The organism is Leisingera sp. ANG1 (genome assembly GCF_000203975.2).
Taxonomy (GTDB): Bacteria; Pseudomonadota; Alphaproteobacteria; order Rhodobacterales; family Rhodobacteraceae; genus Leisingera.
In genome coordinates, this window is record NZ_AFCF02000007.1 from 175,381 (window position 1) to 202,379 (window position 26,999).

General features: G+C 63.6%; 25 protein-coding genes and 1 tRNA gene. 12 read left to right on the top strand and 14 right to left on the bottom strand.

Annotated elements, in window-relative coordinates; translation table 11 throughout:
- Positions 1–5: 5 nt before the first annotated feature.
- From glpK to panB, 3 genes are all read right to left on the bottom strand, one after another.
- Complete coding sequence (gene glpK, locus GC1_RS12585) at positions 6–1,496, bottom strand: glycerol kinase GlpK (RefSeq protein WP_019295040.1); 1,491 nt, start codon at positions 1,494–1,496, stop codon at positions 6–8.
- A gap of 67 nt (positions 1,497–1,563) precedes the next feature.
- Positions 1,564–2,424: a pantoate--beta-alanine ligase gene (gene panC, locus GC1_RS12590; RefSeq protein ID WP_029204698.1), complete on the bottom strand. Its 861-nt coding sequence runs from the start codon at positions 2,422–2,424 to the stop codon at positions 1,564–1,566.
- An 8-nt stretch (positions 2,425–2,432) separates the two neighbouring features.
- On the bottom strand, positions 2,433–3,263 hold the full coding sequence (panB, locus tag GC1_RS12595) for a 3-methyl-2-oxobutanoate hydroxymethyltransferase (protein ID WP_019295042.1): 831 nt from the start codon (positions 3,261–3,263) through the stop codon (positions 2,433–2,435).
- Positions 3,264–3,430: 167 nt separating this feature from the next.
- Between panB and GC1_RS12600 the strand changes: the two genes are divergently transcribed.
- Both GC1_RS12600 and GC1_RS12605 read left to right on the top strand, forming a co-directional pair.
- The gene (locus tag GC1_RS12600; RefSeq protein ID WP_019295043.1) at positions 3,431–4,909 is read left to right on the top strand and encodes an ABC transporter substrate-binding protein; all 1,479 of its coding nucleotides are present in this window, start codon (positions 3,431–3,433) and stop codon (positions 4,907–4,909) included.
- 186 nt (positions 4,910–5,095) lie between these two features.
- Positions 5,096–6,058 carry a hypothetical protein gene (locus GC1_RS12605; protein WP_237754592.1) on the top strand — a complete coding sequence of 321 codons (963 nt, stop codon included), beginning with the start codon at positions 5,096–5,098 and terminating at the stop codon, positions 6,056–6,058.
- 39 nt (positions 6,059–6,097) lie between these two features.
- Here the strand turns inward: GC1_RS12605 and GC1_RS12610 are convergent, their stop codons facing one another.
- Positions 6,098–7,219 carry an acetoin utilization protein AcuC gene (locus tag GC1_RS12610; protein ID WP_019295045.1) on the bottom strand — a complete coding sequence of 374 codons (1,122 nt, stop codon included), beginning with the start codon at positions 7,217–7,219 and terminating at the stop codon, positions 6,098–6,100.
- 199 nt (positions 7,220–7,418) lie between these two features.
- Between GC1_RS12610 and GC1_RS12615 the strand changes: the two genes are divergently transcribed.
- The 4 genes from GC1_RS12615 to GC1_RS12630 are packed head-to-tail and all read left to right on the top strand — an operon-like array spanning position 7,419 to position 12,226.
- Positions 7,419–8,366 (top strand): ABC transporter permease, encoded by a 948-nt coding sequence (locus GC1_RS12615; protein WP_019295046.1) that lies wholly within the window; start codon positions 7,419–7,421, stop codon positions 8,364–8,366.
- Positions 8,363–9,178 carry an ABC transporter permease gene (locus GC1_RS12620; protein WP_019295047.1) on the top strand — a complete coding sequence of 272 codons (816 nt, stop codon included), beginning with the start codon at positions 8,363–8,365 and terminating at the stop codon, positions 9,176–9,178. The genes GC1_RS12615 and GC1_RS12620 overlap by 4 nt, the downstream gene beginning before the upstream one ends.
- The gene (locus GC1_RS12625) at positions 9,175–10,782 is read left to right on the top strand and encodes an ABC transporter ATP-binding protein (protein ID WP_019295048.1); all 1,608 of its coding nucleotides are present in this window, start codon (positions 9,175–9,177) and stop codon (positions 10,780–10,782) included. The genes GC1_RS12620 and GC1_RS12625 overlap by 4 nt, the downstream gene beginning before the upstream one ends.
- The gene (locus GC1_RS12630; RefSeq protein ID WP_019295049.1) at positions 10,775–12,226 is read left to right on the top strand and encodes an aldehyde dehydrogenase family protein; all 1,452 of its coding nucleotides are present in this window, start codon (positions 10,775–10,777) and stop codon (positions 12,224–12,226) included. Before GC1_RS12625 ends, GC1_RS12630 begins: the two co-directional genes overlap by 8 nt.
- A gap of 120 nt (positions 12,227–12,346) precedes the next feature.
- On the opposite strand, the gene pncB is transcribed toward GC1_RS12630, so the two are convergent.
- The 3 genes from pncB to pncA form a co-directional block, all read right to left on the bottom strand.
- Positions 12,347–13,636, bottom strand: a complete 1,290-nt coding sequence (pncB, locus tag GC1_RS12635) for a nicotinate phosphoribosyltransferase (protein ID WP_019295050.1) — start codon at positions 13,634–13,636, stop codon at positions 12,347–12,349.
- A 62-nt stretch (positions 13,637–13,698) separates the two neighbouring features.
- Positions 13,699–15,960: an ATP-binding protein gene (locus GC1_RS12640; RefSeq protein ID WP_019295051.1), complete on the bottom strand. Its 2,262-nt coding sequence runs from the start codon at positions 15,958–15,960 to the stop codon at positions 13,699–13,701.
- Between the two features lie 69 nt (positions 15,961–16,029).
- Positions 16,030–16,626 (bottom strand): bifunctional nicotinamidase/pyrazinamidase, encoded by a 597-nt coding sequence (pncA, locus tag GC1_RS12645; RefSeq protein WP_019295052.1) that lies wholly within the window; start codon positions 16,624–16,626, stop codon positions 16,030–16,032.
- A gap of 177 nt (positions 16,627–16,803) precedes the next feature.
- On the opposite strand from pncA, the gene trhO reads away from it, so the two are divergent.
- On the top strand, positions 16,804–17,715 hold the full coding sequence (gene trhO, locus GC1_RS12650; RefSeq protein WP_019295053.1) for an oxygen-dependent tRNA uridine(34) hydroxylase TrhO: 912 nt from the start codon (positions 16,804–16,806) through the stop codon (positions 17,713–17,715).
- An 83-nt stretch (positions 17,716–17,798) separates the two neighbouring features.
- Here the strand turns inward: trhO and GC1_RS12655 are convergent, their stop codons facing one another.
- The 7 genes from GC1_RS12655 to GC1_RS12685 all read right to left on the bottom strand — a co-directional run bounded on the left by GC1_RS12655 (position 17,799) and on the right by GC1_RS12685 (position 23,058).
- Complete coding sequence (locus tag GC1_RS12655) at positions 17,799–18,467, bottom strand: cytochrome c3 family protein (protein WP_019295054.1); 669 nt, start codon at positions 18,465–18,467, stop codon at positions 17,799–17,801.
- Entirely contained in the window at positions 18,467–18,937 is a 471-nt protein-coding gene (locus GC1_RS12660; protein ID WP_019295055.1) for a nitrate reductase cytochrome c-type subunit, read from the bottom strand. Before GC1_RS12660 ends, GC1_RS12655 begins: the two co-directional genes overlap by 1 nt.
- A gap of 8 nt (positions 18,938–18,945) precedes the next feature.
- Positions 18,946–21,444, bottom strand: a complete 2,499-nt coding sequence (napA, locus tag GC1_RS12665) for a nitrate reductase catalytic subunit NapA (protein ID WP_019295056.1) — start codon at positions 21,442–21,444, stop codon at positions 18,946–18,948.
- Positions 21,441–21,719, bottom strand: a complete 279-nt coding sequence (locus tag GC1_RS12670) for a chaperone NapD (RefSeq protein WP_019295057.1) — start codon at positions 21,717–21,719, stop codon at positions 21,441–21,443. The genes napA and GC1_RS12670 overlap by 4 nt, the downstream gene beginning before the upstream one ends.
- Entirely contained in the window at positions 21,716–22,231 is a 516-nt protein-coding gene (gene napF, locus GC1_RS12675) for a ferredoxin-type protein NapF (protein WP_019295058.1), read from the bottom strand. Before napF ends, GC1_RS12670 begins: the two co-directional genes overlap by 4 nt.
- 12 nt (positions 22,232–22,243) lie before the next feature.
- Positions 22,244–22,393 carry a periplasmic nitrate reductase, NapE protein gene (napE, locus tag GC1_RS12680; RefSeq protein WP_019295059.1) on the bottom strand — a complete coding sequence of 50 codons (150 nt, stop codon included), beginning with the start codon at positions 22,391–22,393 and terminating at the stop codon, positions 22,244–22,246.
- A 590-nt stretch (positions 22,394–22,983) separates the two neighbouring features.
- A tRNA-Thr gene (locus tag GC1_RS12685) sits at positions 22,984–23,058 on the bottom strand.
- A gap of 85 nt (positions 23,059–23,143) precedes the next feature.
- Between GC1_RS12685 and GC1_RS22720 the strand changes: the two genes are divergently transcribed.
- From GC1_RS22720 to hisD, 5 genes are all read left to right on the top strand, one after another.
- Positions 23,144–23,299, top strand: a complete 156-nt coding sequence (locus GC1_RS22720) for a hypothetical protein (protein WP_019295060.1) — start codon at positions 23,144–23,146, stop codon at positions 23,297–23,299.
- A 6-nt stretch (positions 23,300–23,305) separates the two neighbouring features.
- Entirely contained in the window at positions 23,306–24,577 is a 1,272-nt protein-coding gene (gene murA / locus GC1_RS12690; protein ID WP_019295061.1) for a UDP-N-acetylglucosamine 1-carboxyvinyltransferase, read from the top strand.
- Complete coding sequence (locus GC1_RS12695) at positions 24,574–25,050, top strand: DUF2948 family protein (RefSeq protein WP_019295062.1); 477 nt, start codon at positions 24,574–24,576, stop codon at positions 25,048–25,050. Before murA ends, GC1_RS12695 begins: the two co-directional genes overlap by 4 nt.
- A gap of 3 nt (positions 25,051–25,053) precedes the next feature.
- On the top strand, positions 25,054–25,566 hold the full coding sequence (locus GC1_RS12700) for a GNAT family N-acetyltransferase (RefSeq protein ID WP_019295063.1): 513 nt from the start codon (positions 25,054–25,056) through the stop codon (positions 25,564–25,566).
- 123 nt (positions 25,567–25,689) lie between these two features.
- Positions 25,690–26,991 (top strand): histidinol dehydrogenase, encoded by a 1,302-nt coding sequence (hisD, locus tag GC1_RS12705; protein ID WP_019295064.1) that lies wholly within the window; start codon positions 25,690–25,692, stop codon positions 26,989–26,991.
- The last annotated feature ends 8 nt before the right edge of the window (positions 26,992–26,999 follow it).

Below are 26,999 nucleotides of genomic sequence, written 5' to 3' on the forward strand. Positions count from 1 at the left end.
TGTGGTTACACGCCAATCACCGCCTGCACTGCGCGCTGCCAGCGGGCATAGGCCGCCTGCCGAGCCGCGGGCTGCATCAGCGGCACGAACTGGCGGTCGAGCTTCCAAGTGTCGGAAAAGCCGGTCTGATCCGGGTAGATCCCGGCCCGCATACCGGCCAGCCAGGCAGCGCCCAGCGCGGTGGTTTCCTGCATCACCGGGCGGTCGACGGCGGCGCCCAGGATGTCCGACAGGCTTTGCATGGTCCAGTCGCTGGCGCTCATGCCGCCATCGACGCGCAGGGTCACGGTGTGGTGGCTGTCGTCCTCCCAGTCGGCGCGCATCGCCTCATAGAGGTCGCGGGTCTGATAGGCGACACTTTGCAGCGCGGCGCGGGCAAACTCCGCCGGGCCGGAATTGCGGGTGAGGCCGAACATGCCGCCGCGGCATTCCGGCTCCCAATAGGGCGCGCCGAGGCCGGTGAAGGCGGGCACCAGGATCACGTCCTGGCCCGGATCGGCCCGCAGGGCCAGTTCACCCGATTCCGACGCCTGTTCGATGATCCCCAGCCCGTCGCGCAGCCATTGCACCGCGGCGCCGGCGATGAAGATCGAGCCTTCCAGCGCATAGGTCGGTTTGCCGTCGAGCTGATAGGCAATGGTCGTCAGCATCCGGTTCTTGGACACAACCGGTTCATCCCCGGTGTTCAAGAGCGCAAAGCAGCCCGTCCCGTAAGTGGATTTCATCATCCCTGGCTGGAAACAGGCCTGGCCTATGGTGGCCGCCTGCTGGTCGCCGGCCACGCCCAGAATCGGGACCGGACCGCCCAGGATTTCCGGATCGGTGGTGCCGAAATCAGCGGCGCTGTCCTTCACCTCCGGCAGCATCTGCTGCGGCACATCCAGAAGATCGCTGATGGTGCGGCTCCAGCGGCCCTTGCGGATGTCATACATCAGCGTGCGCGCCGCGTTGGTGGCGTCAGTGACGTGCGACGCGCCGCCGGTCAGGCGCCAGATCAGGAAGCTGTCCACCGTGCCGAACAGCAGATCGCCTGCCGCGGCACGGTCGCGGGCGCCCGGAACAGTGTCGAGGATCCATTTCACCTTGGTGCCGGAGAAATAGGGATCAAGCAGCAGCCCGGTGCGGTCCGCTACCATTTCCGCGTGGCCTGCCTCGCGCAGCTGTTCGCAGATGGCGGCGGTGCGGCGGTCCTGCCAGACGATGGCGTTGTGGATCGCCTTGCCGCTGGCCTTGTCCCAGACCACGGTGGTTTCGCGCTGGTTGGTGATGCCGATGCCCGCGATATCCGCGGCAGAGACCTCCAGATCCGCCATCACCTTGCGGCAGACCGCGACGGTGGTTTCCCAGATCTCCTCCGGGTCATGCTCCACCCAGCCCGCCTGCGGGTAATGCTGGGTAAACTCCTGCTGCGCGGTGCCCGCGACCTGCATGCCTGCATCAAACAGGATTGCCCGGGTCGACGTGGTGCCCTGATCAATTGCCAGAATATAGGTCATCGGCTGCCCTCCAGTCTCCTCTGACCGGGGACAATAAACGCAAAGGTGCTACCGCTACCAGCCCCTACTAAGAATTTAGTTTCAATACTGCGATATTGTCGATCAGGCGGATGCCATCCATCCAGGCCGCGGCCAGCAGGCGTGCCGGACGGGTTGGAGTGTCCAGCGCCTCCAGTGTTTCAGCGCAGCGCAGGTCGAAGTATTCCACGTCGCCGAACCCCGCCTCAGCCAGCGCCTGACGCGCGGCGGCCTCCAGCGGCGCCCAGGGTTCGCCCTCGGACGCCTTGGCGGCAGCTTCGCGCATCGCGGCGTTAAGGGCCGCAGCTTTCGCCAAAGCCTCCTCCGAAAGCCGTAGGTTGCGAGAGGACATGGCGAGGCCCGACGGCTCTCGCACGGTTTCGCAGCCAATGACCTCAATCGGGATGTCCAGATCGCGCGCCATGCGGGTCACCACCATCAGCTGCTGGTAATCCTTCTGGCCGAAAAACGCCTTGTCCGCGCTGGTCTGCAGGAACAGCTTGGCGACCACCGTTGCAACGCCATCGAAATGGCCGGGCCGGAAGGGGCCTTCCATCACCGCGGTGATGCTGCCGCCGACGGAGACATTGGTGGCATAGCCGTCCGGGTAGATCTGGTCCGGGTCCGGGACATAGATCAGGTCAACGCCGTAGGGCGCGAGCTTTTCCGCGTCCTCGTTCTCGGTACGCGGGTAGTTCGCCAGATCTTCCGGATTGTTGAACTGCTTGGGGTTCACGAAGATGGTCACGATCACGCGGTCGCAAGCCTGTTTGGCGGCCTCCACCAGCGACAGATGGCCGGCGTGCAGCGCGCCCATAGTCGGCACCAGACCGATGGTTTCACCGTTGCGGCGCCAGTCTGCCGTCTGGGCGCGCAAGTCAGACAGACGTCGCAGGATCGGAGCAGTCATGCCGGCACTCATCCTTTGGAAGGCGCTTGATCAGCGAACACATGCTCCGCTGCGGGGAAGCTGCGTGCCCGCACTTCGGCGGCGTATTCGGCAATCCCGGCCTCAGCCAGCGGGCCAAGATCGGCGTAGCGTTTGACGAATTTCGGCTTGAACGCGGTGAAGAAGCCCAGCATGTCATCAACCACCAGGATCTGCCCGTCACAGCCGGCGCTGGCGCCGATGCCAATGGTGGGAATTGCAACCTCTGCGGTAATCTTGTCGGCCAGTTTCTGTGGCACCTTCTCCAGCACCACGGAAAACGCCCCGGCCTCAGCCACCGCGCGGGCATCGGCCAGCACGGCATCAGCCTGCGCATCGCGCCCCTGCACCTTGTAGCCGCCCAGGGTGTTGATCGACTGCGGCGTGAGGCCAATATGCGCCATCACCGGGATGCCGCGCTTGACCAGGAAGCGGATGGTTTCGGCCATCTCGACGCCGCCTTCCAGCTTGACCGCGGCACAGCCGGTTTCAGCCATCAGCCGGGCGGCGTTGCGGAACGCCTGCTGCGGGCCTTCCTCGTAAGACCCGAACGGCATGTCGATGACCAGCATCGCCTGGTTCAGACCGCGCGCGACCGCCTGGCCGTGCAGGATCATCATCTCCATTGTGACGCCCAGGGTGGAGGTCAGCCCGTGCAGCACCATGCCGACACTGTCGCCGACCAGCACGAAGTCGCAGTGCTTGTCCATCAGCCGGGCCATCGGCGTGGTATAGGCCGTCAGGCTCACCAAAGGAGTGCCGCCCTTGCGGGCACGGATGTCTTCGGCGTTGGGCGCCTGTTTCTTGGCTGTCGCGCTCATGGCTGTCCTGTCCGCGGTTCTTAGAGTGGACACGGATTACCAATTAACGCCGCGTGCTTCCAGTGCGCGAAATGCCGCCCGGCCTTGATTACGCACGGGAAACAGGGAAACTCGTTTCCAATAGGCGCCGTTTTCAGGCCCGCAGATTGCACACAGGGAGATTTCAGATGGGTTTCAGATCCTTTGTTTTTGCCGCCAGTTCCGCGCTGGCACTGCTGGCGGGCGGCGCCTGGGCCAAAGACAGCGTCACCATCGGCCTGCAGCTGGAGCCGCCGCACCTGGACCCGACCAGTGCCGCCGCGCAGGCCATAGACTCGGTGGTTTACAGCAATATCTTCGAGGGTCTGACTCGTTTTATGGGTGATGGGTCGGTGGTGCCGGCGCTGGCGGAAAACTGGGAAATTTCCGAGGACGGCACCGTCTATACGTTCAAGCTCCGTGAGGGCGTGACTTTTCACGACGGCAGCACGCTGGATGCGGAAGACGTGAAATTCTCGCTCGACCGCGCCCGCGCTGAGGACAGCACCAACGCGCAGAAGGCGCTGTTCGAGGGGATCGCTTCGGTGGAGGCACTGGACCCGCAGACCGTGCAGGTCACGCTGGAGGCACCGAACGGCAGCCTCTTGTTCAACCTGGCCTGGGGCGATGCGGTGATCGTCGCACCGGAAAGCATCGAAGACATCAAAACCAATCCCATCGGTACCGGCGCCTATACCTTCCAAGAATGGGTGCAAGGCGACCGCATTACGCTGGCGCGCAACCCGGATTACTGGGGCGAACAGCCTGCGCTGGCCTCGGCCACCTTCAAGTTCATCTCCGACCCCACCGCTGCCTTTGCCGCGATGATGGCCGAGGATATCGACGCCTTTGACAACTTCCCGGCGCCGGAGAACCTGCCGCAGTTCGACGCAGACCCGCGGTTCCAGGTGCTGGTCGGCTCGACCGAGGGCGAAACGATCTTGTCCACCAACAACAAGCAGCCGCCGTTTGATGACATCCGGGTGCGGCAGGCCCTGGCCCATGCCATCGACCGGCAGGCGATCATCGACGGCGCCATGTTCGGCTACGGCACCCCGATCGGCACCCATTTCGCGCCGCACCACCCGGCCTACAAGGATCTGACCGGCATGTCCTCATACGACCCGGAACAGGCCAAGGTGCTGCTGGCGGAGGCGGGTTTCCCGGATGGGTTCGAGACCACCCTGCACTTGCCGCCGACCTCCTACTCCCGCCGCGGCGGTGAGATCGTTGCCGCGCAGCTGGCCGCCGTGGGCATCAAGGCCGAGATCATCAACGTCGAATGGGCTCAATGGCTGGAAAGCGTGTTCCGCGGCAAGAGCTTTGGCCTCACGATCATCAGTCATACCGAGCCAATGGACATCGGCATCTATGCCCGGCCAGACTATTACTTCCAGTATGACAGCAAGCCGTTTCAGGAGCTGATGGCAAAGCTGAATACCACCACCGACCCGGAAACGCGCGCCGCGATCCTGCAAGAGGCGCAGGAGGTGATCGCAGCGGATTATGTGAACGGCTACCTGTTCCAGCTGGCCAAGCTGGGGGTGGCCAAGGCAGGGCTGCAAGGGCTGTGGGAAAACGCGCCCACTGCCGCGATTGACCTGAGTGCGCTAAGCTGGGCGGAGTAACAGTACTGCCGCGAAGCACCCGCTGGCCGGGCTTCGCGGTTTCCCTTGTAAACTGGCAGCTTGAGTATGTTTGTTTCCGGTATCTTCCAGCCTCTCATCCGCCTTCTGGCTCTGGCTGCGGTGTGTTTTTCCTGCCTTGCCTGGCCAGCCTGGGCACAGCAGGAGCTTTCGGGCAGGCTGGAAGGTTTGACCGGACAACCCGAAGCCCCGCTGGAAGTGGGCATCGGCATCAAGATCGACCAGATCGTCAACGTCGATCAGAAGTCTGAAAACTATGGGGCGGTTGCGGTCATCCGGGCCGAATGGACAGACCCGGCGCTGGCATTCGATGCCGGCGCGTTCGGGCGGAACTACCGCATATTCCAGCCCGATGCGCTGGCGGACTACGCCAAGTCTGCCGGTGCAGTCATCCCGGTTTTCGTGATCCAGAACCAGCAATCCAACCGCTGGATCCACCAATCCGCAGCCGGTGTCCGCTCAGACGGCCATGTGGTCTATGTTGAAAAATCCTCGCTGACGCTGCAGGCCCCGTATTTCGATTTCAGAAAATACCCGTTCGACACCCAGCGGTTTCAATTCGAAGTCGCCTCAGTTCTGCCTGCGGAATTCGTAAGCTACTACCCCCTGAACGACCACTCTGGGCTGGGCGATCTGCTGGGCGAGGAGGAATGGATCCTTGGGAATGCGCGCCTGATCAAGTCCAACGCCGAAGGGATCTCCGGCAATGACAGCGACCAGATCACGCTGGTGTTCGAAGGCAGCAGGCACATCACCTACTACCTGATCCGGGTGTTCCTTCCCATGCTGGTGCTGATCGCCGTCAGCTGGTCGGTCTTTTTCCTCGACGAGTACCGCAAGCGGATCGAAATCTCAGGTGCGAACCTGCTGGTCTTTGTCGCCTTCAACTGGGCGATTTCAGCGGACCTGCCTAAGCTGGGATACCTGACCTTTCTTGATTTCATCCTGCAGTGGATGTTCCTTGCCACCGGTGCGGTCATCGTCTTCAACGTGGTGCTGCGCCGGCTTAAACTGGCCGGGCGCGAGACCCTGGCCCGGAAGCTCGACAACTACGCGCTGAAGTGGATCTACCCCATCGGCTATGCGGCCATCGTCGGCTTTGCGGTGCTGAAGTTTCTGGTCACGTCTTAACAAGACGCAGTCTGCGCCTGGCATTCTGCCAATGCTGCGCTAGCCCCTGAAATGCCTGTCACGCAGATAGGCCACCCGCTCCCGGATTTCCTGCCGGACCTCTCCACCGCGCGGCTGGTCGCGCAACGTCGTGAACCAATGCTCCGGCGGGTTGCGGCCCAGCCGGTTGCCGTTGAACTCCAGCCCGCGCAGCACCGCTTCGCCCGCTGCAGGCAATCGCTCCGGCACCTCATACCCGTTCAGCGTGGCCCAGACCCCGGTCCAGAGCCGCCCGACCGACCACGGGTTATAGCCACCGCCGCCCAGCACCAGATAGCGCGGCGCCATCCCCATCAGCGCCCGCACCACCGTCCAATGGGCGTTGTTCGACAGATCCAGATGCGGCAGCGGGTCTTCAGTGACGGCATCCGCCCCGCATTGCAGCACGATGGCATCCGGGCCAAACGCCTCTACCGCGGGCAGGATCAATTCATCGCGGATATGGGCCATTTCATCATCGTTGAAGCCGCGCGGCACCGGCAGGTTCAGCACTGATCCGCCCGCGTCATCGCTCAGCCTGCCGGTCTTGGGCCAGAGGTTTTCCTCGTGCACCGAGATCATCAGCACGTCAGGATCGCCGGCAAAGCCGTGCTCCACCCCGTCGGCGTGATGGGCGTCGATGTCCACATAGGCGATCCGTTGCGCGCCGTGATGGCGAAGGGACAGCATCGCCAGCACCGGATCGTTCAAGTAGCAAAACCCGTTGGCTCGGTCCGGCATTCCATGGTGCGTACCGCCTGCCGGATTGTAGACGATGCCGCCCTCCGCCAGCAGCTCACCTGCCAGGATCGACCCGCCCGCGGCGGTGGCCGGGCGGCGGAAGATTTCCGGAAATACAGGATTGGAAATGGTGCCCAGATGATGCCGTGCGCGCACCTCTGCACTCACTTCCTGCGCAGCCTCCGCCGCCTGCAGCGCGGCGACATATTCGGGCGTGTGCCAGATGGTCAGCGCCGCGGGTTTGGCGCGGGGGGAATTCACATAGACCTCATCCGGCAGCCAGCCCAGCGCACGGGACAGGTCCATCACGGTGGAAACCCGCGGCACCCGCAAGGGATGGGTGCGGCCATAGGAAGAGCCGCGGTAGATTTCGGATCCGATGAAAAAGGGGCGGGACAGCATGGCATAGTCATAGCCTGCACGGCGCTCGAGGCGAAAGCCCCTGCGCCCCGCCGCGGGCCCGGGATACCGTGCGATAGCCGCACAAATTTCCGGCTCCAAGCGTTCAACCAGCTGAGAACGGGCGCTTATTTGCGTGCAACGCTGCCCGCCCCTCTCTCCCCTCTGGACCGCGACACCCGGCCCTCCTAACGTGGCAGCCATGCTGCGTTATGCCTTGAAACGCCTGGTGTCGCTGATCGTCAGCCTGGCCGTTGCCTCGCTGGTGATTTTCCTCGTGGTGGAGGTGGCACCGGGTGATCCCGCCTCCTTCATGCTGGGGGTCAATGCGCAGCCGGATACCATCGCCGCGCTGCGCACGGATTTGGGGCTGGATCAAGGCAAGGCCGCCCGCTACCTGAACTGGATCACCGGAATGCTGGCCGGTGATTTCGGCACCTCCTACACCTACCGCACGCCCGTTGCAGGGATGATTGCCGACCGGATGTGGGTGTCGCTGCCGCTGGCGCTTTATGCGCTGACGCTGTCGACGCTGATCGCCTTCCCTGCCGGCATCTATGCCGCCGCCCGCCGCGGCAAGCCGGGCGATATGGCGGTGATGGGAGCAACCCAGCTGGGCGTCGCGGTGCCAAACTTCTGGTTTGCGATGATGCTGGTCCTGATCTTTGCCATCAACCTGCGCTGGTTCGGCGCCGGCGGGTTTCCGGGCTGGGAAGCGGGGCTTAGAGCGGGCCTCCATGCGCTCACCCTGCCCGCCATCGCGCTGGCCCTGCCGCAGGCGGCGATCCTGACCCGGGTGATGCGCTCTGCCCTCCTGGACATCCTGGGCGAGGATTTCATGCGCACCGCCCGCGCCAAGGGCCTCAGCCGCCGTCAGGCGCTGTGGCGGCACGGGGTACGCAACGCCCTGATCCCGGTGCTGACCATCATCGGGCTGCAGTTTTCGTTCCTGCTGGCGGGCGCCATCATCATCGAGCAGGTATTCTACCTGCCCGGCCTCGGGCGGCTGGTGTTCCAGGCGATTTCGTCACGTGACCTGATCGTGGTGGAGTCAGTGGTGATGCTCTTGGTCTTTGCTGTCATCACGGTGAATTTCCTGGTCGATCTCGCCTATGCGCTGGTTGACCCCCGCCTCAGGAGCCGGACATGACCCGCAACCTGATCCTTGGCGCCGTGATGTCATCGCTGGTGCTGCTGCTAGCGGCACTGTCTTTCATCTGGACGCCGTTTGACCACGCGGCGATGAACATCCCGGGCAAGCTGCAGACACCGAATGCGCAGCACTGGCTGGGCACTGATCATTTCGGCCGCGACCTGATGTCGATGATCATGGTGGGCGCCCGCACCTCCATCGCCGTCGCCTTGGTGGCGGTTGGCATTGGCATGGGCGCGGGCGTGCCGCTGGGGCTGGCAGCAGCCGCGCGCAAGGGATCGTGGCTGGATGAATTGATCATGCGCGGCAATGATCTGGTCTTCGCCTTCCCGTCGCTGGTGATCGCCATCCTGATCACCGCCGTTCTGGGCGCGGGCGCAGTCAACGCCATCATCGCCATTGGCATCTTCAACATCCCCGTCTTTGCCCGCATCACCCGCGGCGCGGCGCTGTCCCTGTGGGAGCGCGAGTTCATCCTGGCCGCGCGGGTCGCAGGCAAGGGCTCGGCGCGCATATCAGCTGAGCATATCCTGCCAAACGTCATGAACCTGCTGATCGTGCAGGGCACCATCCAGTTTTCGCTCGGCATTCTGGCGGAGGCGGGCCTCAGCTATGTCGGCCTTGGCGCGCAGCCGCCCACGCCCAGCTGGGGGCGGATGCTGGCCGATGCGCAGACCATGGTCAGCTTTGCCCCGCATCTGGCCCTGGTGCCCGGCATGGCCATCATCCTGACCGTGCTGGGGCTGAACCTGCTGGGCGACGGCCTGCGCGACTATCTGGATCCGAAATTGAGGGTGGCGCGCGCATGACCCTGTTGGATGTCACCAATCTGTCGGTCAGCATCGGCGCCTTCCAAGTGCTGAAGGACGTCTCCTTTCACGTTGATCCGGGCGAGATTGTTGCCGTCACCGGCGAGAGCGGCTCTGGCAAGTCGATGACCGCACTCGCCATCATGCAGCTGCTGCCGGATCTGGCGGAGGCCCGCGGCTATATCATCCTGGACGGCACCCAGCTGCTGGAGCAGTCCGAGGCGCAGATGTGCGCCATCCGCGGCCAGTCCGTCGGCATGGTGTTCCAGGAGCCTATGACGGCGCTCAATCCCGTGAAGACCATCGGCGAACAGGTGATGGAAACCATCCTGATCCACAAGGCAATGCCGCGCGAGAAGGCCGAGGCCCGCGCCCGCGAGGTGCTGGAGCGGGTCGGGCTGCCTCAGGACCGCTTTCCGCTGTCGCGCTATCCGCATGAATTGTCAGGCGGCCAGCGCCAGCGGGTGGTGATCGCCATGGCCATCGCCCTGCGCCCGAAACTGCTGATCGCGGATGAACCGACCACCGCGCTGGACGTGACCACCCAGGCGCAGATCCTGGCTCTGCTCAAGGATCTGGTGCAGGACTATGGCATGGGATTGCTGATCATCACTCATGACCTAGCGGTGGTGACGGATCTGGCGGACCGGATTGTCGTCATGCGCCAGGGCGAGGTGGTGGAGACCGGCCAAACGGACTGGCTTTTGCGCAACATGCGCCACCCCTACACTCGGATGCTGTTTGAAGCCTCAAACCATCAAGTGGCGCTGCCGGAACCACCTGCCCCGGCACCGCTGCTGGAGGTCCGCAACGCGATACGCGACTACAAGACCCCGCGCCCCTCGCTGTTTGCCAAACCTGGCAGCTTCCGCGCCGTGAACGATGTCTCCTTCACCCTGAACCGCGGCGAGCGGCTGGGGCTGGTGGGTGAATCGGGCTGCGGAAAATCGACCCTAACAAAGGCAATTCTAGGCTTGGAACCGCTGCAGGGCGGAGAAATCCGGCTGGACGGGGAACCCGTGACGACTCACCTGAAGCCTGCGAGCCGGCGAAAAATTCAGGTGGTGTTTCAGGACCCCTACGGCAGCTTCAACCCGCGCCACCGCGTGGATCGGCTGATTACTGAGCCGTTCCACACATTGCCAGTTCCACCGGCAGGGGTGGCGCGCAGAGATCTGATTGCCGAGACCCTGAGTGCCGTCGGGCTGAAGCCGGAAGATGCCGGCAAGTACATCCACCAGTTCTCCGGCGGCCAGCGCCAGCGCATCGCCATCGCCCGCGCGCTGATCACACGGCCGGACCTGATCATCTTTGACGAGGCGGTCTCGGCCCTCGACGTCTCTGTCCGCGCCCGTATCCTCGACCTGCTGGCGGAGCTGTGCGCGGCCTATTCCCTCACCTATCTGTTCATCAGCCACGACCTGAGTGTGGTGCGCACGGTCACCGACCGCTGCCTGGTGATGCAGAACGGGGAGATCGTGGAGCAGGGCGAAACCGAAGCCGTGTTCAGCGATCCCCAGCACCCCTACACCTGCCAGCTGATCGCCGCAGCGCCGGTGCTGCCCGACCTCTCCGATCCCGAAAGGAGCACCCAACATGTCTGATCCCCTCTGGTTCGATCCCGCGCTTTGCCTGATTGGCGGCAAGTGGCTGCCCGCGGCCAGCGGCGGCACTCTGCCGCTGGTGAACCCGTCGGACGGCTGCAAAATCTGCCAGATCCCCCGCGGCGGCGCGGCGGATATCGAGGCCGCGGTGCTGGAAGCAGAGGCGGCGCTGGACGGCGAATGGGGCCGCATGACTGCATTGGAGCGGGGCCGCATCCTGACCCGCATCGGCCAATTCGTGCTGGAACGGGTGGACCTGCTGGCCGCGATCGAGGCGATGGACGTGGGCAAGCCGCTGACCCAGGCGCGCGCCGATGCGGTGGCGCTGGCGCGGTATTGCGAGTTCTACGGCGGCGCGGCGGACAAGGTGATGGGGGAGACCATCCCCTATCTCGATGGCTACACCGTCTATACCCTGCGCGAGCCGCATGGGGTGACGGGGCATATCGTGCCCTGGAACTACCCGATGCAGATCATCGGCCGCTCTGTCGGCGCCGCACTGGCGATGGGCAACGCCTGCGTACTGAAACCCGCGGAGGAGGCCTGCCTGACAGCGCTGGCGTTCGCCCATACCGCCATGGAGGCCGGGCTGCCCGCAGGTGCCCTGAACGTGGTGCCGGGCCTAGGGGCTGAGGCCGGCGCGGCGCTGGCGGCGCATCCCGGTGTGCATCATATCTCCTTCACCGGCTCGGTCAGAACCGGTGCGCTGGTCCAGCAGGCGGCAGGGGCCAATGTAGTGCCGGTCACGCTGGAGCTGGGCGGCAAGTCCCCGCAGCTGGTGTTTGACGATGCCGATCTGGATGCTGCACTGCCGTTTTTGGTAAACGCCGGCATTCAGAACGCGGGCCAGACCTGTTCCGCCTCCTCGCGTATCCTGGTCCAGCGCGGAGTGTATGAAGACGTGAAGGCACGGATGGCTGCAGCCTATGGCGCGCTGACCGTGGGGCCGGCGTCAGAGGACCTGCGGGTCGGGCCGCTGATTTCCAGCCGGCAGAAGCAGATTGTCGAGGACTATCTGAAACAAGGCGCGGACCTGCCGGTAGCGGCGCAAGGGGCAATAGTGGAGCACGCCCCGGAAAGCGGCGCCTATGTGCGCCCCACCCTGTTTGCCGATGTGCCGGAGGGTCACGTGCTGGCACGCGAAGAGATTTTTGGCCCGGTACAGGTGCTGATCCCCTTTGACACCGAGGAGGACGCACTGCGGATTGCCAATGCCACCGACTACGGGTTGGTCGCCAGCGTCTGGACCCGCGACGGGGCGCGGCAGATGCGGCTGGCGAAAGGCCTGCGCGCGGGCCAGGTGTTCCTCAACAACTACGGCGCCGGCGGCGGGGTGGAGCTGCCGTTTGGCGGCGTCGGAAAATCCGGCCACGGGCGGGAAAAAGGGTTCGAGGCGCTATACGGGTTTTCGCAGCTGAAGACCGTGGCGGCGCATCACGGCTAGCCCAGAAAATTAGGTCAGCACTATTACCCCAATGTTTCGCGCGCGAAACATTGGGACAGAAGCTCTGCCACTATTTGTACTGCCCCGCAGAATACCCGCCGCAACACCGGCGAAGTGTTATCAAACGATTACCGCCTGCCGCTCCTGCTCTCCGACACCGAAAACGCGCTTGTAGCGGGTGATTTCATCTGCCGGACCCATCGCCTTTTCCGGGTTGTCGGACAGTTTCACCGTGGGCCGCCCGTTGGCCGCAACCGCCTTGCAGACCAGCGAGAACGGCGCCAGCGCGTCATCCGGTACCAGCTTGCGGAAGTCGTTGGTCAAGAGCGTGCCCCAGCCGAAGGAAACCTTGGTGCGGCCCGAGAACTGCGCGTGCAGGTCCTGGATCTGCTGCACGTCGAGGCCGTCTGAAAAGATCACACGTTTCTCTGCCGGGTCCTCGCCGCGCGCCTTCCACCAGTTGATCGCCACCTCGGCGCCCTTCGCCGGGTCGCCGCTGTCGATGCGGATACCGGTCCAGCCGGCCAGCCAGTCCGGCGCGCGGTCGAGGAAGCCCTGGGTGCCGTAAGTGTCGGGAAGGATGATGCGCAGGTTGCCTTCGTGCTCGTCATGCCAGTCGGACAGCACGTCATAGGGGGCCTGCGCCAGTTCCGCATCACTGCCGGCCAGCGCGGAATAGACCATCGGCAGCTCGTGCGCGTTGGTGCCGATCGCCTCCACCTCGCGGCGCATGGCGATGAGGCAGTTGGAGGTGCCGGTGAATTTCTCTCCCAGCCCCTCGATCATCGCCTGCACGCACCAGTCCTGCCAGAGGAAGGAGTGGCGGCGGCGGGTGCCGAAATCGGCGATGGTCAGGCCCTCCACCTCACGCAGGCGTTCGATCTTTTCCCAGACCCGGGTCATGGCGCGAGCGTAAAGCACCTGCAGTTCAAACCGGCCCATGCTGTTGATCACGGCGCGGCTGCGCAGCTCCATCAGCACTGCGAGCGCCGGGATTTCCCACAGCATCACCTCGTGCCATTTGCCCTCGAACGTCAGCTCATACTGATCGCCCTTGCGCTCCAGGTGGTAGGGCGGCAGGCGCAGCCCCTCGAACCACTCCATGAAGTCGGGGCGGAACATCTGCCGCTTGCCATAGAAGGTGTTGCCCCGCAGCCAGGTGCTTTCGCCGCGGGAAAGGGACAGCGAACGGATGTGGTCCAGCTGTTCGCGCAGCTCGCCCTCGTCGATCAGTTTTGCGAGCGGCACCTGCGCGGAGCGGTTGATTAGCGAGAAGGTGACAGTGGTGTCCGGCTTGTTGCGGAACACCGACTGGCACATCAGAAGTTTATAGAAATCAGTATCAATCAGCGACCGGACGATCGGGTCGATCTTCCATTTGTGATTGTAGACGCGGGTTGCGATATCCACCGTCGGCCTCGTGCATAAGGGTCACTGATTGATAGGACAGCCCGGCAGCCGGGGCAAGGCGGTCAGCCCGCGCGGCGTCTTTGCGCCTGCGGTGCCAGCCGGGCCAGCAGGTCCAGCAGCTTGGGCTTGCTGATTGGCTTGCTCATGAAGTCGTCCATACCCGCGGCCAAGCAGGCCTTGCGGTCGGAGTCGAAGGCGTTGGCGGTCAGCGCCACAATCAACGGCTGCGGCCGGGCCAGAGCGCGGATAGCGCGGGTGGCTTCCAGCCCGTCCATTTCCGGCATCGACATATCCATCAGGATGACATCCGGCACGAATTCCTCAAACTTTGCCACCGCCTCGCGGCCATTTTCGGCGAAGGTCAGTTCTACCGGCAATGCGTTCAGGAATTTTTCCACCAGCAGCCGGTTCACGGCGTTGTCTTCGGCCACCAGCACACGCAGCCCGTCCAGCGCCGCTGGGGCGCTTGGCGCAGCAGGTTCCGTCTGCGCGGCGCTTTCTGCCTGCGCGACCTGCAGGTGCAGCCGCACTGCAAAGCAGGACCCTGTGCCCAATTCTGAGGACACCGCAATACCACCGCCCATCGCCTCTGCCAGGCGGCGGGAGATCGCCAGCCCCAGACCGGTGCCGCCAAAGCGGCGGCTGATGGCGGCGTCTGCCTGCGAGAACCGTTCGAAAACTTCACCCAGCTTGTCCTCGGCGATGCCGATACCGGTGTCTGTCACCGTGAAGGTCAGCTCATACCCGCCGGCTGCAGGCGTGCCGCCCAGCGCAACCGAAACCCGGCCCTGTTTGGTGAACTTGATGGCATTGCCCGCGAGATTCATCAGGATCTGCCGGATCCGCCGGTCATCGCCGTGCAACTGTGCAGGCAGGCCCTCCTGAATCTCCAGCTCCAGGTCCAGCCCCTTGGCGTCCGCCTGGGCCTGCAGCAGGCGGATGGAGGTTTCAAAACAGCTGCGGGGGTCGAAGTTCACCGGGCTGAGGGTGAGTTCCTCCGCGTCCATCTTGGAGAAGTCGAGCACATCGTTGATCAGAGCCAGCAGCATGTCGGCGGAACTGAGAATGGTATCGGCATAAAGCGCCTGTTCCTTGCTGAGGCCGCTGTCGCGCAGAAGCTGCGCCATGCCGATCACCCCGTTCATCGGGGTGCGGATTTCGTGGCTCATGGTGGCCAGGAAGTCCGATTTGGCGCGGGCGCCCTCCTCTGCCGCGATGCGGGCCTTTTCCAGCTGCCGGGCGTGTTCCTTGGCGGCGGTAATGTCGCGTTCGACGGCGATCAGGGTTTCCAGTTTGCCGTCGCTGTTCAGCATCGGCACCTGGCTGGTTTCAATCCAGACCTTGCGCCCGTCCTTGCGGCGGTTGCGGATTTCAACCCGGACCGGCTGGGCGTAGCGGATACTGTCCTGCAGCATCTTGATTGTCCCGGGATCGGTTTCACCGCTGTTCAGAAGATCGCCGGGCATTTGGCCCAGCGCCTCGTCAAAGGAATAGCCCGTGATGCGGGTGAAGCTGTCATTGACCCAGGTGATCCGCCCCTCCCGGTCCATCAGCATCACGCTGTCATTGGCGTTTTCGGCGACCAGCGCCAGGCGCCGGGCCTCCATCCGCTGATCCTGCAAGCGGGCATTTGCCGCCTCCAGCTCCTGCTGCTGGGTGGCGGTGGCAAGGTTGTACTGGCGGGTGTTTTCAAAGGTGCGGCGCCCGTATGCGGCCAGCCAGAACATGAAACCGGTCAACGTGATGATGCCGACAGCATGCAACTGCCATTCGGTGGTAAAGCCGCCGCCCTCCACCAAATCGACACCGAGCATCGCAGCAGGCACCGCACAAAAGAAAACCATCCAGACGACTGAGGCCGGGCGGTGGTACGGCAGGGTGATTGCGGCGTTCATCGCAATGCCGGCAAGGAAGGCAATGGTGAACAGAATGTCGAGATGGTGATCGGTATCAACGCCGGCCTCTACCCAGGGCCAGTATGGCAGCGTGGCGCAGATGCTCATCCCGGTGCCATAAACCGCGGCGGACAGGGTCGTCAGCAGCCGCAGCCTGGCTTCAGGAATGTCTCTGGCCGCCAGGGCTGCAAGGCGCCACAGGCAGAAACTATCTGCGATGTCACCAATCAGGGCTGCTGTGAACGCCAGGGCGGCAATCCTCATGTCGGTCGCCAGGCCGAGCAGCACGCAAATTCCGAAAACAAAGACCTGGCGCGGCCAGAAAGTTTTATAGCGCCCCTTGGCATAGCGCATCATCAGCTCAAACGAGCTGTACTTCCTTTCATAGCTGGCCAATGGGCCGTCAGCCGGCCCCTTCCCTATGTTCATCAGTCAGCCTTGCTGTCCGGACTCCCTGCCAGTGTTATGTGTAACTGGTTAATATTTGGAAACTTCAACTCAGGATTGCAATTTCACCCCTGCCTGCTCCATTTGCGCCAAAGCCGCCTTGAGAGAGCCATCCAGATCAATGGCGCGGCAGGCAGACAGTTGCACGGTCACGCCGAACCCCAGCCGTGCCGCATCCAGTGCGGTGAAGGCAACGCAGAAATCGGTGGCAAGCCCGGCCAGTGTCAGATCCGTGATACCGCGGCTGCGCAGGTATCCCTCCAGCCCGGTGGGCGTGGTCTGGTCGTTCTCGAAGAAACCGGAATAGCTGTCGATCGCCGGCCTGAAACCCTTGCGGATGATCAGATCGCCATCGGTGCGCAGATCCTTATGAAAGGCCGCCCCCTCAGTGCCTTGCACGCAGTGATCCGGCCACAGAACCTGGGGTCCATAGGGCATCTCTGTGGTGTCAAACGGCGCTTTTCCCGGGTGCGAGGAGGCAAAAGAGGAATGCCCCGCCGGGTGCCAGTCCTGCGTGAGTATGACCGCATCGAAGCGGTCCATCATCGCATTGATCGGGGCCGCGACCTCATCGCCGCCGGGCACCGCCAGCGCGCCGCCGGGGCAGAAATCGTTTTGCACATCGACAACGATCAGGGCCTGGGTCATCGGCATCTCCTATGCTGGGCACACAATATCTAGCGGTGTGTGCGGGTCATGGGAACTGTTGCTGCACGATGGCGCGGACGCAAGACAAAAACATGCATCCAAAGCCCTTGTTTTATTGGTGTAGCGGGGCGGGTTCTTTGGCTTGAAAACCCGCGCGCTTGGTTCTAAGGGCGGGGCATGTACACGATTGCTGCCCTCTATCACTTCACCCGTTTCCCCGATCCTGCCGCGATCCGGCCGGCGCTGCTGGACCTGTGCCAGGCGCAGGACGTCAAAGGCTCCTTGCTGCTGGCGCAGGAGGGGATCAATGGCACCATTGCAGGCCCGCGCGCGGGCATCGACGCGGTGCTGGCGCATATCAAGTCTCTGCCGGGCTGTGCGGGGCTGGAATGGAAAGAGGCCACCGCTGCCGAGCCGCCGTTTGGCAAGATGAAGGTGCGGCTGAAGAAAGAGATCGTGACCATGGGCCAGCCGGACGTCGATCCGCTGGCCTCTGTCGGGCATTACGTTGAGCCGGAAGAGTGGAACGACCTGATCCGGCAGGACGATGTGGTGCTGATCGACACCCGCAACGATTACGAAGTGGCCATTGGCACCTTCGAGGGGGCGATCGACCCCAAGACCGAGAGCTTCCGCGATTTCCCAGCCTGGTGGGAGGAGAACAAGGACCGCTTCCACAACAAGCGGGTTGCGATGTTCTGCACCGGCGGCATCCGCTGCGAGAAGTCGACCAACTACCTGCTGGGCCAGGGGGTGGAGGATGTCTATCACCTGAAGGGCGGCATCCTGCGCTACTTGGAGGAAATGCCCGCGGACAACAGCACCTGGGAAGGTGAATGCTTTGTCTTCGACAACCGGGTGTCGGTCGGCCACGGGCTGGTCGAAGGCCCCCATGAGCTGTGCCACGGCTGCCGCCGCCCGATCCTGCCCGAGGACAAGGCGCGGCCCGAGTTCGAACAGGGTGTCAGCTGCCACCTGTGCATTGATCAGACCTCGGAAGAGGATAAGGTCCGGTTCCGCGAGCGGCAGAAGCAGATGCAGCTGGCCCGCGCGCGCGGCGAGGAGCACCTGGGCAGCATTCCGCTGTAAGCCTGCGCCTGAAAACAGACACTAAAAAAGGCCGCTACCCATCGGGACAGCGGCCTTTTTAGTGTTTTACGGCGCTGGCAGCGTCAGTCGCTGCTCAGGCCCAGGTAGCTGCGGGTGCTGGCCAGCAGGCCCTCGCCGTGCGCCGGGGCCAGCAGGCCTGCGTGGTCCTCGCCTTCGGCTGCGGCCATGTCGGGCAACTGGTGGGCGATACCCTTGTGGCAGTTGATGCAGGTCTTCTCGCCGGTGAACAGGAAACGCTCATGCGCGTCCGCTGCCCGCTTGGACTGGCGGGTGATGTCCATCGACTCGTCGGAGTGGCAGTTGCGGCATTCCAAGCTGTCGTTCGCTTCAAGCCGTGCCCATTCGTGCTGCGCCAGTTCCAGACGGTGCTCCAGGAATTTCTCCCGCGTGTTGATGGTGCCGAAGATCTTGCCCCAGACCTCCTTGGAGGCCTGCATCTTGCGGGCGATCTTGTTGGTCCAGTTGTGCGGCACGTGGCAGTCCGGGCAGGACGCGCGCACGCCGGAGCGGTTGGAATAGTGGATCGTCGGCTTCAGCTCCTCGAACACGTTGTCGCGCATTTCGTGGCAGCTGGTGCAGAAGGCCTCTGTGTTGGTGACTTCAAGCGCGGTGTTGAACCCGCCCCAGAAGATGATCCCCATTACAAAGCCGCCCATGGTCAGGAAGCCGAGCGAAAAATAGGCACTGGGCCGCCTGATGATCCACCAGAGCCGTTTCAGGAAAGCAATCATCAGTCCGCCCCGCCCTGCTGTGCCTTCACGTAGTCGATCACCTTGTCGACATCGACGAACTCATTCTCGACCAGCGGCCGGGCGTTGGTCTGCACCACGTGGCACTGGTTGCAGAAATAGCGGCGCGGGCTGACCGCGCCGAGGGTCTGGCCCTCGCGGTTCATGAAGTGGGTGACCGAGATCATCGGCGCCTGGCTGACCTCCACGGCGGTGCGGCTGTGGCAGGTCAGGCATTTGTTGGAGTTCAGATCGACCTGGTAGTTGTCGGTCTTGTGCGGGATCAGCGGCGGCTGATCCGGGTAGTTGCGCACCTGGCGGATGTCGGTGTTGACGATGCCGGGGATCTGGGTAGCTTCGCCCTCTTGGTCCAGCGGCGCGGTGTTGCGCAGCGTGGCGACCTGGTTCTGAGCGAAGGCTGCGGTGGCCAGAAAAACCGGAACAGCCAGGATGGCGAGACGGAGATGTTTCATGACGGGCCTCACACTGCTTCGATACGGATTGCGCATTTCTTGAAATCCGTCTGTTTCGAGATCGGATCGGTGGCGTCCAGCGTGACCTTGTTGATCAGCCGGCGGGCATCGAACCACGGCACAAAGACCAGACCCTTGGGCGGCTTGTTGCGGCCGCGGGTCTCAACCCTTGTGCGGATTTCACCGCGGCGCGAGATGATCCGCACCTCGGTGCCGCGCCGGAAGCCCTGCGCCTTGGCATCGTCCGGGTGCATGTAGCACAGCGCATCCGGGACGGCCTGGTACAGCTCCGGCACCCGCTGGGTCATGGAGCCAGAGTGCCAATGCTCCAGCACCCGGCCAGTGGCCAGCCACATCGGGTATTCGTCATCCGGGCTTTCCGCCGGCGGCTCGTAGGGCAGCGCAAAAATCACCGCCTTGCCGTCGGGCTTGCCGTAGAAATCATAGTCCGATCCGGGTTTTGCGTAGGGGTCGGAGCCTTCCTTGAAGCGCCAGCGGGTTTCCTTGCCGTCCACCACGGGCCAGCGCAGGCCGCGCACCTCGTGGTAGGTGTCGAACGGGGCCAGGTCATGCGCCTTGCCGCGGCCGAACTCTGCGTATTCCTCGAACAGACCCTTCTGGATGTAGAAGCCGAAGTCCTCAGATTCGTGGTTGCCGTATTCCTTGGCCTTCTCGGACAGCTCGAACTGGTCGACCTTGCCATTGGCAAACAGCACCTCGAACAGGGTCTTGCCCTTGTATTCGGGGTTGGCGTCGAGAATTTCCGCCGGCCAGACCTCATCGGTGGTGAAGCGTTTGGAGAATTCCGCCAGTTGCCACAGGTCGGACTTGGATTCACCCGGCGCGTTGACCAGCTGGTACCAGAACTGGGTGCGGCGCTCGGCGTTGCCGTAGGCGCCTTCCTTCTCCACCCACATGGCGGCGGGCAGGATCAGGTCTGCAGCTTCAGCCGTCACCGTCGGATAGGCATCCGAGACCACGATGAAGTTGTCGGGGTTGCGGTAGCCCGGCAGCCCTTCCTCCATCATGTTGGGAGCGGCCTGCATGTTGTTGTTCACCTGAACCCAGTAGCAGTTGATCTTGCCGTCCTTCAGGTCGCGGTTCTGTTTCACCGCGTGGGAGCCAACCCAGCCCGGAACGGTGCCTTCGGGCAGTTTCCAGATCTTTTCGGCATAGGCGCGGTGTTCCGGGTTCTTGACCACCATGTCCGCGGGCAGGCGGTGGGCAAAGGTGCCGACCTCGCGCGCGGTGCCGCAAGCCGACGGCTGGCCGGTCAGCGAGAACGGCGAGTTGCCGGGAGTGGAGATCTTACCAGTCAGCAGGTGGATGTTGTAGATCATGTTGTTGACCCAGACACCGCGGGTGTGCTGGTTCACGCCCATGGTCCAGAGCGACATCACCTTGGTATCCGGATCGGCATAGAGCTTGGCGATCTTCTCCAGGGTTTCTGCCGGAACACCAGACATTTCCGACGCTTTTTCAAGCGTGTACTCGGAGACGAACTCGGCAAATTCCTCAAACGTCATATCCGAGGCGCCGCCGGCCTTGTCCGCGTTCTCAGCCATCTGCTGCAGCGGGTGCTCCGGGCGCAGGCCATAGCCGATGTCCTGGTTGCCGCGCTTGAAGTTGACGTGCTTGGCGACGAAGTCCTCGTTCACCGCGCCGTTCTGGATGATGTAGTTGGCGATGTAGTTCAGCATCACCAGGTCGGTGTGCGGGGTGAACACCGCCGGGATATCCGCCAGGTCGAAGCTGCGGTGGGTGAAGGTCGACAGCACCGCCACCTTGACGTGCGGATGGCTGAAGCGGCGGTCGGTGATGCGGGTCCACAGGATTGGGTGCATCTCCGCCATGTTCGAGCCCCACAGCACGAAGGCATCGGCGTTCTCGAAATCGTCATAGCAGCCCATCGGCTCGTCAATGCCGAAGGTGCGCATGAAGCCGCCCACGGCCGAGGCCATGCAGTGGCGCGCGTTCGGGTCGATGTTGTTGGAGCGGAAGCCCGCCTTCATCAGCTTGGAGGCGGCATAGCCCTCCCAGACGGTCCACTGGCCGGAGCCGAACATGCCGATGCCCTCCGGGCCTTTCTCGGCCAGGGTCTTCTTCCACTTCTCAGCCATGATGTCGAAGGCTTCATCCCAGGAAACCGGGGTGAATTCGCCGTTCTTGTCATATTCGCCGTTGGTTTTGCGCAAAAGCGGCGTGGTCAGGCGGTCGGCGCCATACATGATCTTCGAGAGGAAGTAGCCCTTGACGCAGTTCAGGCCGCGGTTGACCTCTGCCTGGGTGTCGCCGTGGGTGGCGACCACGCGGCCGGCCTTGGTGGCCACCATGATCGAGCAGCCGGTGCCGCAGAAGCGGCAGGCCGCCTTCGACCATTTCAGCTCAGTCACGTTTGCGTCGGTAACAAGGTTCTGCGCTGCCGCGGGAACCGGCAGGCCGGCAGCAAGCGCCGCTGCGGCGGCGGCCTGCGCCTTGATGGCGTCACGGCGGGTAAGTCCGGTCATTGGGGGACTCCTTCTTCAATGGCGAGGTCCTGCGCATCGCAGGTTTGATGGAAGACAAGCGCCGCGCTGGCGACGCCGTCGAGAAGCTGAATTTTGGCGAGTGCATCGCCGATGGCCCGGTCGCTGTCGGCCTCGAACAGGACCACAATCTTGCCCGAGGGATCGGTTTGCGAAATTTCGGCGCGGGGCATGGATTTGATGTCGGCCAGAACGGCCTCCATCCGCGCCGGGTCGCTGCGCACCAGCAGGCTGGAGATATGGATTTCTTCTGTCACGCGGACTTCCTTTGCTGGCGGGGATCGGTGATCGCGATGGCGTTGTTCGGGCAAGTGGACAGGCAGGCGCCGCAACCGTTGCAGGCGCCGGCGTCCACCTGAATGGCGCCGACCGGGCGGACCGACAGGTCCATCCGCAAGGCGCGCGGGTCGCAGATATCGGTGCACAGCTGGCAGGCGATGCCGGCGGCGTTCAGACAGCTGCCGGTGATCTCTACCGTGACCGGCCAGGCCGCCGGCTGCTCCAGATCGAACACAGGTTCGGGGCAGGCTTCGGCGCAAGCCGCGCAGAAGGTGCATTCGCCGCCGCGGAAATTGATCCGCGGGCGGTTGCGGCTGTCGAACTCGATAATGTTCTCCGGGCAGCTTTCCACGCAGGCATTGCAGCTTGTGCAATGGGCCTGCACCCGGGCCTCATCCGTCCAGGGCGGGCGGAATTCCGGGTCCGGGCGGGCTACCCTTCCGGTCAGGAAGGCGCGCCGCGAGGGGGCTGTGCTGGCGTGTGCTGGCATTGGCCTGGGCCCTTAACCTGTGGGCGGCCCCAGGAAGATCTGGGAGATCCAGATCATCAGGCCGTATCCGCCGACGATTCCCACTGCCAGAACCGGCGCCAGGACCACGGCAAGGAACAGAAAGGTGTTCCTCTCTTCGGCTTTGGTTGGCTGTTCGGACATATGAGTCCTCCTTGGCTGTTGTTTTCACACAATCGGACTGCGGCATGGCCGCAGCCTGCTGTGCAAGCGGTGGCGGGCTGATCCGGATGTGACTGACGGCTGTCTAACAGTGATGTCAGATCCACCTTTTCAGCCGGCCGGCTTCAGCTCTGCCAGCGCCACCATGCAAATGTGCTGTTGCGGCCACCTTGATCTGAATCATTTCGCAGGCTGCTGATTTGAAAAAGATAAATATTCAAAAAGGTGAAACTGAATTGCGGCGGTGTGGACAGGCCGGGGCTGACCGGCCTGTACTCGATTCGGCGGCCATTGCAGCATATGCCGGCATGGCACCGCACAAAAACCGGTGCTGCCGCGATGGGTACGGCCTTGCTGTCGGATGATTTGCGGCGCCAGGAACGGTCAGCGCGCACCTGTGCCGCGCCGCCGGGTCCGCGCCATCGATTCGTCAGGCGCGTATGCGGGTCTGTTTTTGCAAATGCCGCCTGAAGAACCCTCCGCGCCCTCGAAATGGCAGAAATCAGCCCATGAACACAGGACCGTGCATTGCACTCTATGATGCGAAATTTCTTAGCAATTTCAGGGATTAATGGTGCTGCTGGAGAGAATTGAACTCTCGACCTCTCCCTTACCAAGGGAGTGCTCTACCTCTGAGCTACAGCAGCGCCGGTGAGGGGGCTTTTAGGCATAAACGCGGGGGGGTGCAAGACCATTCTGGACGGTTTTTTCGCACTAAGTTACAGAAGTCTTATGGCAGAGAAGAAATCACCTAAAAACGACGGTTCCGCAGCATCGCGCGAAGACCGGCTGAAGGCGGCGCTGAAGGCTAACATGGCCCGGCGCAAGGCACAGGCCAAGGCGCGGGCAGACAAGCAGGACCAGGACACGGGCAAGAGCGGAGAATAACGTCAGATGGATTCGATTCTGGTAACGGGCAACGGCCCGCTGAACGGGCAGATCCCGATTGCCGGCGCCAAGAACGCCTGCCTCACCCTGATGCCGGCCACGCTGCTGAGCGAGGAGCCGCTGACGCTGACCAACGCGCCACGGCTCAGCGACATCAAAACCATGACGCTGCTGCTGCAATCGCTGGGCGCCGAAGTGTCGAGCCTGCAGGATGGCCAGGTGCTGGCCATGTCGAGCCACGACCTGACCAGCCATGTCGCCGACTATGACATCGTCCGCAAGATGCGCGCGTCTAACCTGGTGCTGGGTCCGATGCTGGCACGGCTGGGCCAGGCTGTTGTGTCACTGCCCGGCGGCTGCGCCATCGGTGCACGCCCGATGGATCTGCACATTCACGGGCTGGAAGCGCTGGGTGCCGAAATTGAGCTGAAGGACGGCTATCTGCACGCCAAGGCACCCAAGGGCTTGAAAGGCGCGGTGGTGGAGCTGAGCTTTGCCTCCGTCGGAGCGACCGAGAACATCATGATGGCGGCGACACTTGCCAAGGGCACCACCGTCATCAAAAACGCCGCGCGCGAGCCGGAAATCGTCGATCTGGCCGATTGCCTGCGCAAGATGGGTGCGCAGATTGAGGGCGACGGCTCCCCCGACATCACCATCCAGGGCGTCGACCGGCTGCATGGCGCCACCCACCAGGTGGTGACCGACCGGATCGAACTGGGTACCTATATGCTGGCCCCCGCGATCTGCGGCGGCGAGGTGGAGCTGCTGGGCGGCCGCCGCAGCCTGCTGGACAGCTTCTGCACCAAGCTGGAAGCAGCCGGCATCGAGATCACCGAAGGCAAGAACAGCCTAACCGTCAGCCGCAAGAACGACCGGGTGCGCGCTGTGGATGTGGTGACCGAACCCTTCCCTGGCTTCCCCACCGACCTGCAGGCGCAGATGATGGCGCTGATGTGCACCGCCGAAGGCACCGCGGTTCTGGAGGAGAAGATTTTTGAAAACCGATTCATGCACGCGCCAGAACTGGTGCGCATGGGCGCCCAGATCGAAGTCCACGGCGGCCATGCCACGGTGACCGGTGTCGAGAAACTGAAGGGCGCACCGGTGATGGCCACCGATCTGCGCGCCTCTGTTTCGCTGATCCTGGCCGGCATGGCGGCAGAAGGCGAAACCAAGGTCAGCCGGGTCTACCACCTGGACCGCGGCTATGAGCATGTGGTGCGCAAGCTGTCCGGTGTCGGTGCAAAAATCGAGCGGATCAAGGAGCAGTCATGACAGATGCCAGCTTCGAGGATGGCCGCGAGGCGCCGCTGAATCTGGGCGCGCTGGAGGAGGAGGACCTTAAAGTCCTGTCCTCGCTGCTGCAGGACGCGGTGTTTCCGGTGACTGAAATGAGCTGGCGCGCGGCAGAGCGCCGCTTTGCCCTCCTGGTCAACCGGTTTCGCTGGGAAGACCGCGACGCGGCAGAGCGCCGGGGCCGGACTTATGAACGGGTGCAGTCGCTGCTGGTCGTGGACAATGTGCTGGGGGTGTCCTCACAAGGGGTCGACCGCAAGGACAAGGACCTGATCCTGTCGCTGCTCTCTGTCACCTTTGAGCCGGGCGAAGACGGCGCGGGCCATGTGCTGCTGACCCTTGCAGGCGATGGTGCGGTGCGCCTGTCGGTGGAGGCGCTGGAGGTCTCCCTGCGCGATGTCACACGGCCCTACCAGGCCCCTTCCGGCCAGGCGCCGGACCACGGCGCCTGAACCGTGCAGAACAAGCGCGGCATTTCCCAGGCCTTCGCCGCCCCGGCGGCACCGCTGGAGATCCGCCGCGCGACGGTTTTTGACGTCTTTGCCATGAGCCGGGTTCTTATCGCCTCGATCCGCGATATGTGCCAGGCCGACCACTGCGGTGATGCCACCCGGATCGCGGAGTGGACTGCAAACAAGACGCCGGAGGAGATCCGCGGCTGGGTTGGCGGACCGGGGCGTTACTGGCTGGCCGAACATGGCGGAGAGGCCGCCGCCGTAGGCGGGCTCTCTCCGGGCGGTGCCATCTCCCTGCTGTATGTTGCCCCAGCCGCGGCCGGCAGGGGCACTGGCGCCGCGATGCTGGCTCATTTGGAAACAGAACTGCTGCGGGATGGCCATACCGAGGGCCGCCTTGATGCCACCCGGACAGCGCTGGACTTCTACCGCAAACACGGCTGGGAGACCTCGGAGGAGACCGGCGGATGCTGCGGTACCCCCTGCATTCCGATGCGCAAAGCCCTGGACTAAGGTCTCAGCGCCTTTGGTTGGGCATACCCAGTCCTTTTGCCTTGCGTCCAATTGCACCGGCTTCACGCATAAATCTTGAGGCTCTGCCCCCATGCCGCTATGCGGGGGCCAAAGGAGATCCCGATGCCGCAGTTTCTGAACACCGCCGATGCCGGTTTTGAACAGTCCTTCACCGCGCTTTTGGGTGCCAAACGCGAGGACAGCCCGGATGTGGATGCCATCGTGGCCGGGATCATTGCCGATGTCCGCACCCGCGGCGATGCCGCGCTGGTGGAACTGACGGCGAAATTTGACCGGCTGGAATTGGACGCATCGCAGCTGCGGTTCACCGAGGCGGAGGTGGATGCAGCCATCGCCGATGTTCCGGAAGAGGAAAGTAAGGCCCTGGAGCTGGCGGCGGAACGCATCCGTGCCTATCACGCGCGCCAGATGCCCGAGGATGCGCAGTGGACAGACGAGAGCGGCGCAACGCTGGGCTGGCGCTGGTCGGCGGTCTCCGCCGCCGGGCTTTATGTGCCGGGCGGGCTGGCCTCCTACCCGTCCTCGGTTCTGATGAACGCGATCCCGGCCAAGGTTGCCGGTGTGGACCGGCTGGCCATAACGGTGCCGACCCCGGACGGGCAGGTGAACCCGCTGGTGCTGCTGGCGGCACGGCTGGCGGGTGTGGATGAGATCTACCGCGTCGGCGGCGCGCAGGCGGTGGCGGCGCTGGCCTATGGCACCGGGAGCATCGCGCCGGTGGACAAGATCACCGGCCCCGGCAACGCCTTTGTCGCTGCGGCCAAGCGGCGGGTGTTCGGCAAGGTCGGCATCGACATGATTGCAGGCCCATCGGAGATCCTGGTGATTGCGGACAAGGACAACAACCCGGACTGGATCGCCCTGGACCTGATGAGCCAGGCCGAACACGACGAAAGCGCCCAGTCGATCCTGATCACCGATGACGAAGGCTTTGGCCGTGCGGTAGCTGAGGCCGTGGACAAGCGCCTGGAAACGCTGGAGCGCCGCGCCATTGCCGGCGCCTCCTGGCGCGATTTCGGCGCGGTGATCACGGTGCGGGACCTGGATGAGGCGGCAGCGCTGTCGAACCGCATTGCGCCGGAGCACCTGGAACTGTGTGTCGCCGATCCGGTAGCCTTGAGCGAAAAAACAGTGCACGCCGGCGCCATCTTTCTCGGCCAGTACACCCCCGAAGCAATTGGCGATTATGTTGGCGGACCGAACCACGTGCTGCCGACAGCACGCTCTGCCCGGTTCTCTTCCGGCCTGTCAGTGATGGATTTCCTCAAGCGCACGACGCTGAGCCAGATGACCCCGGATTCGCTGCGCGCCATCGGCCCTGCAGCCGAGGTGCTGGCGAAAAGCGAAAGCCTGGAAGCGCACGGGCTGTCAGTAACTGCACGTCTGGCTGCGCTGAACGGGTAACGCAGAAA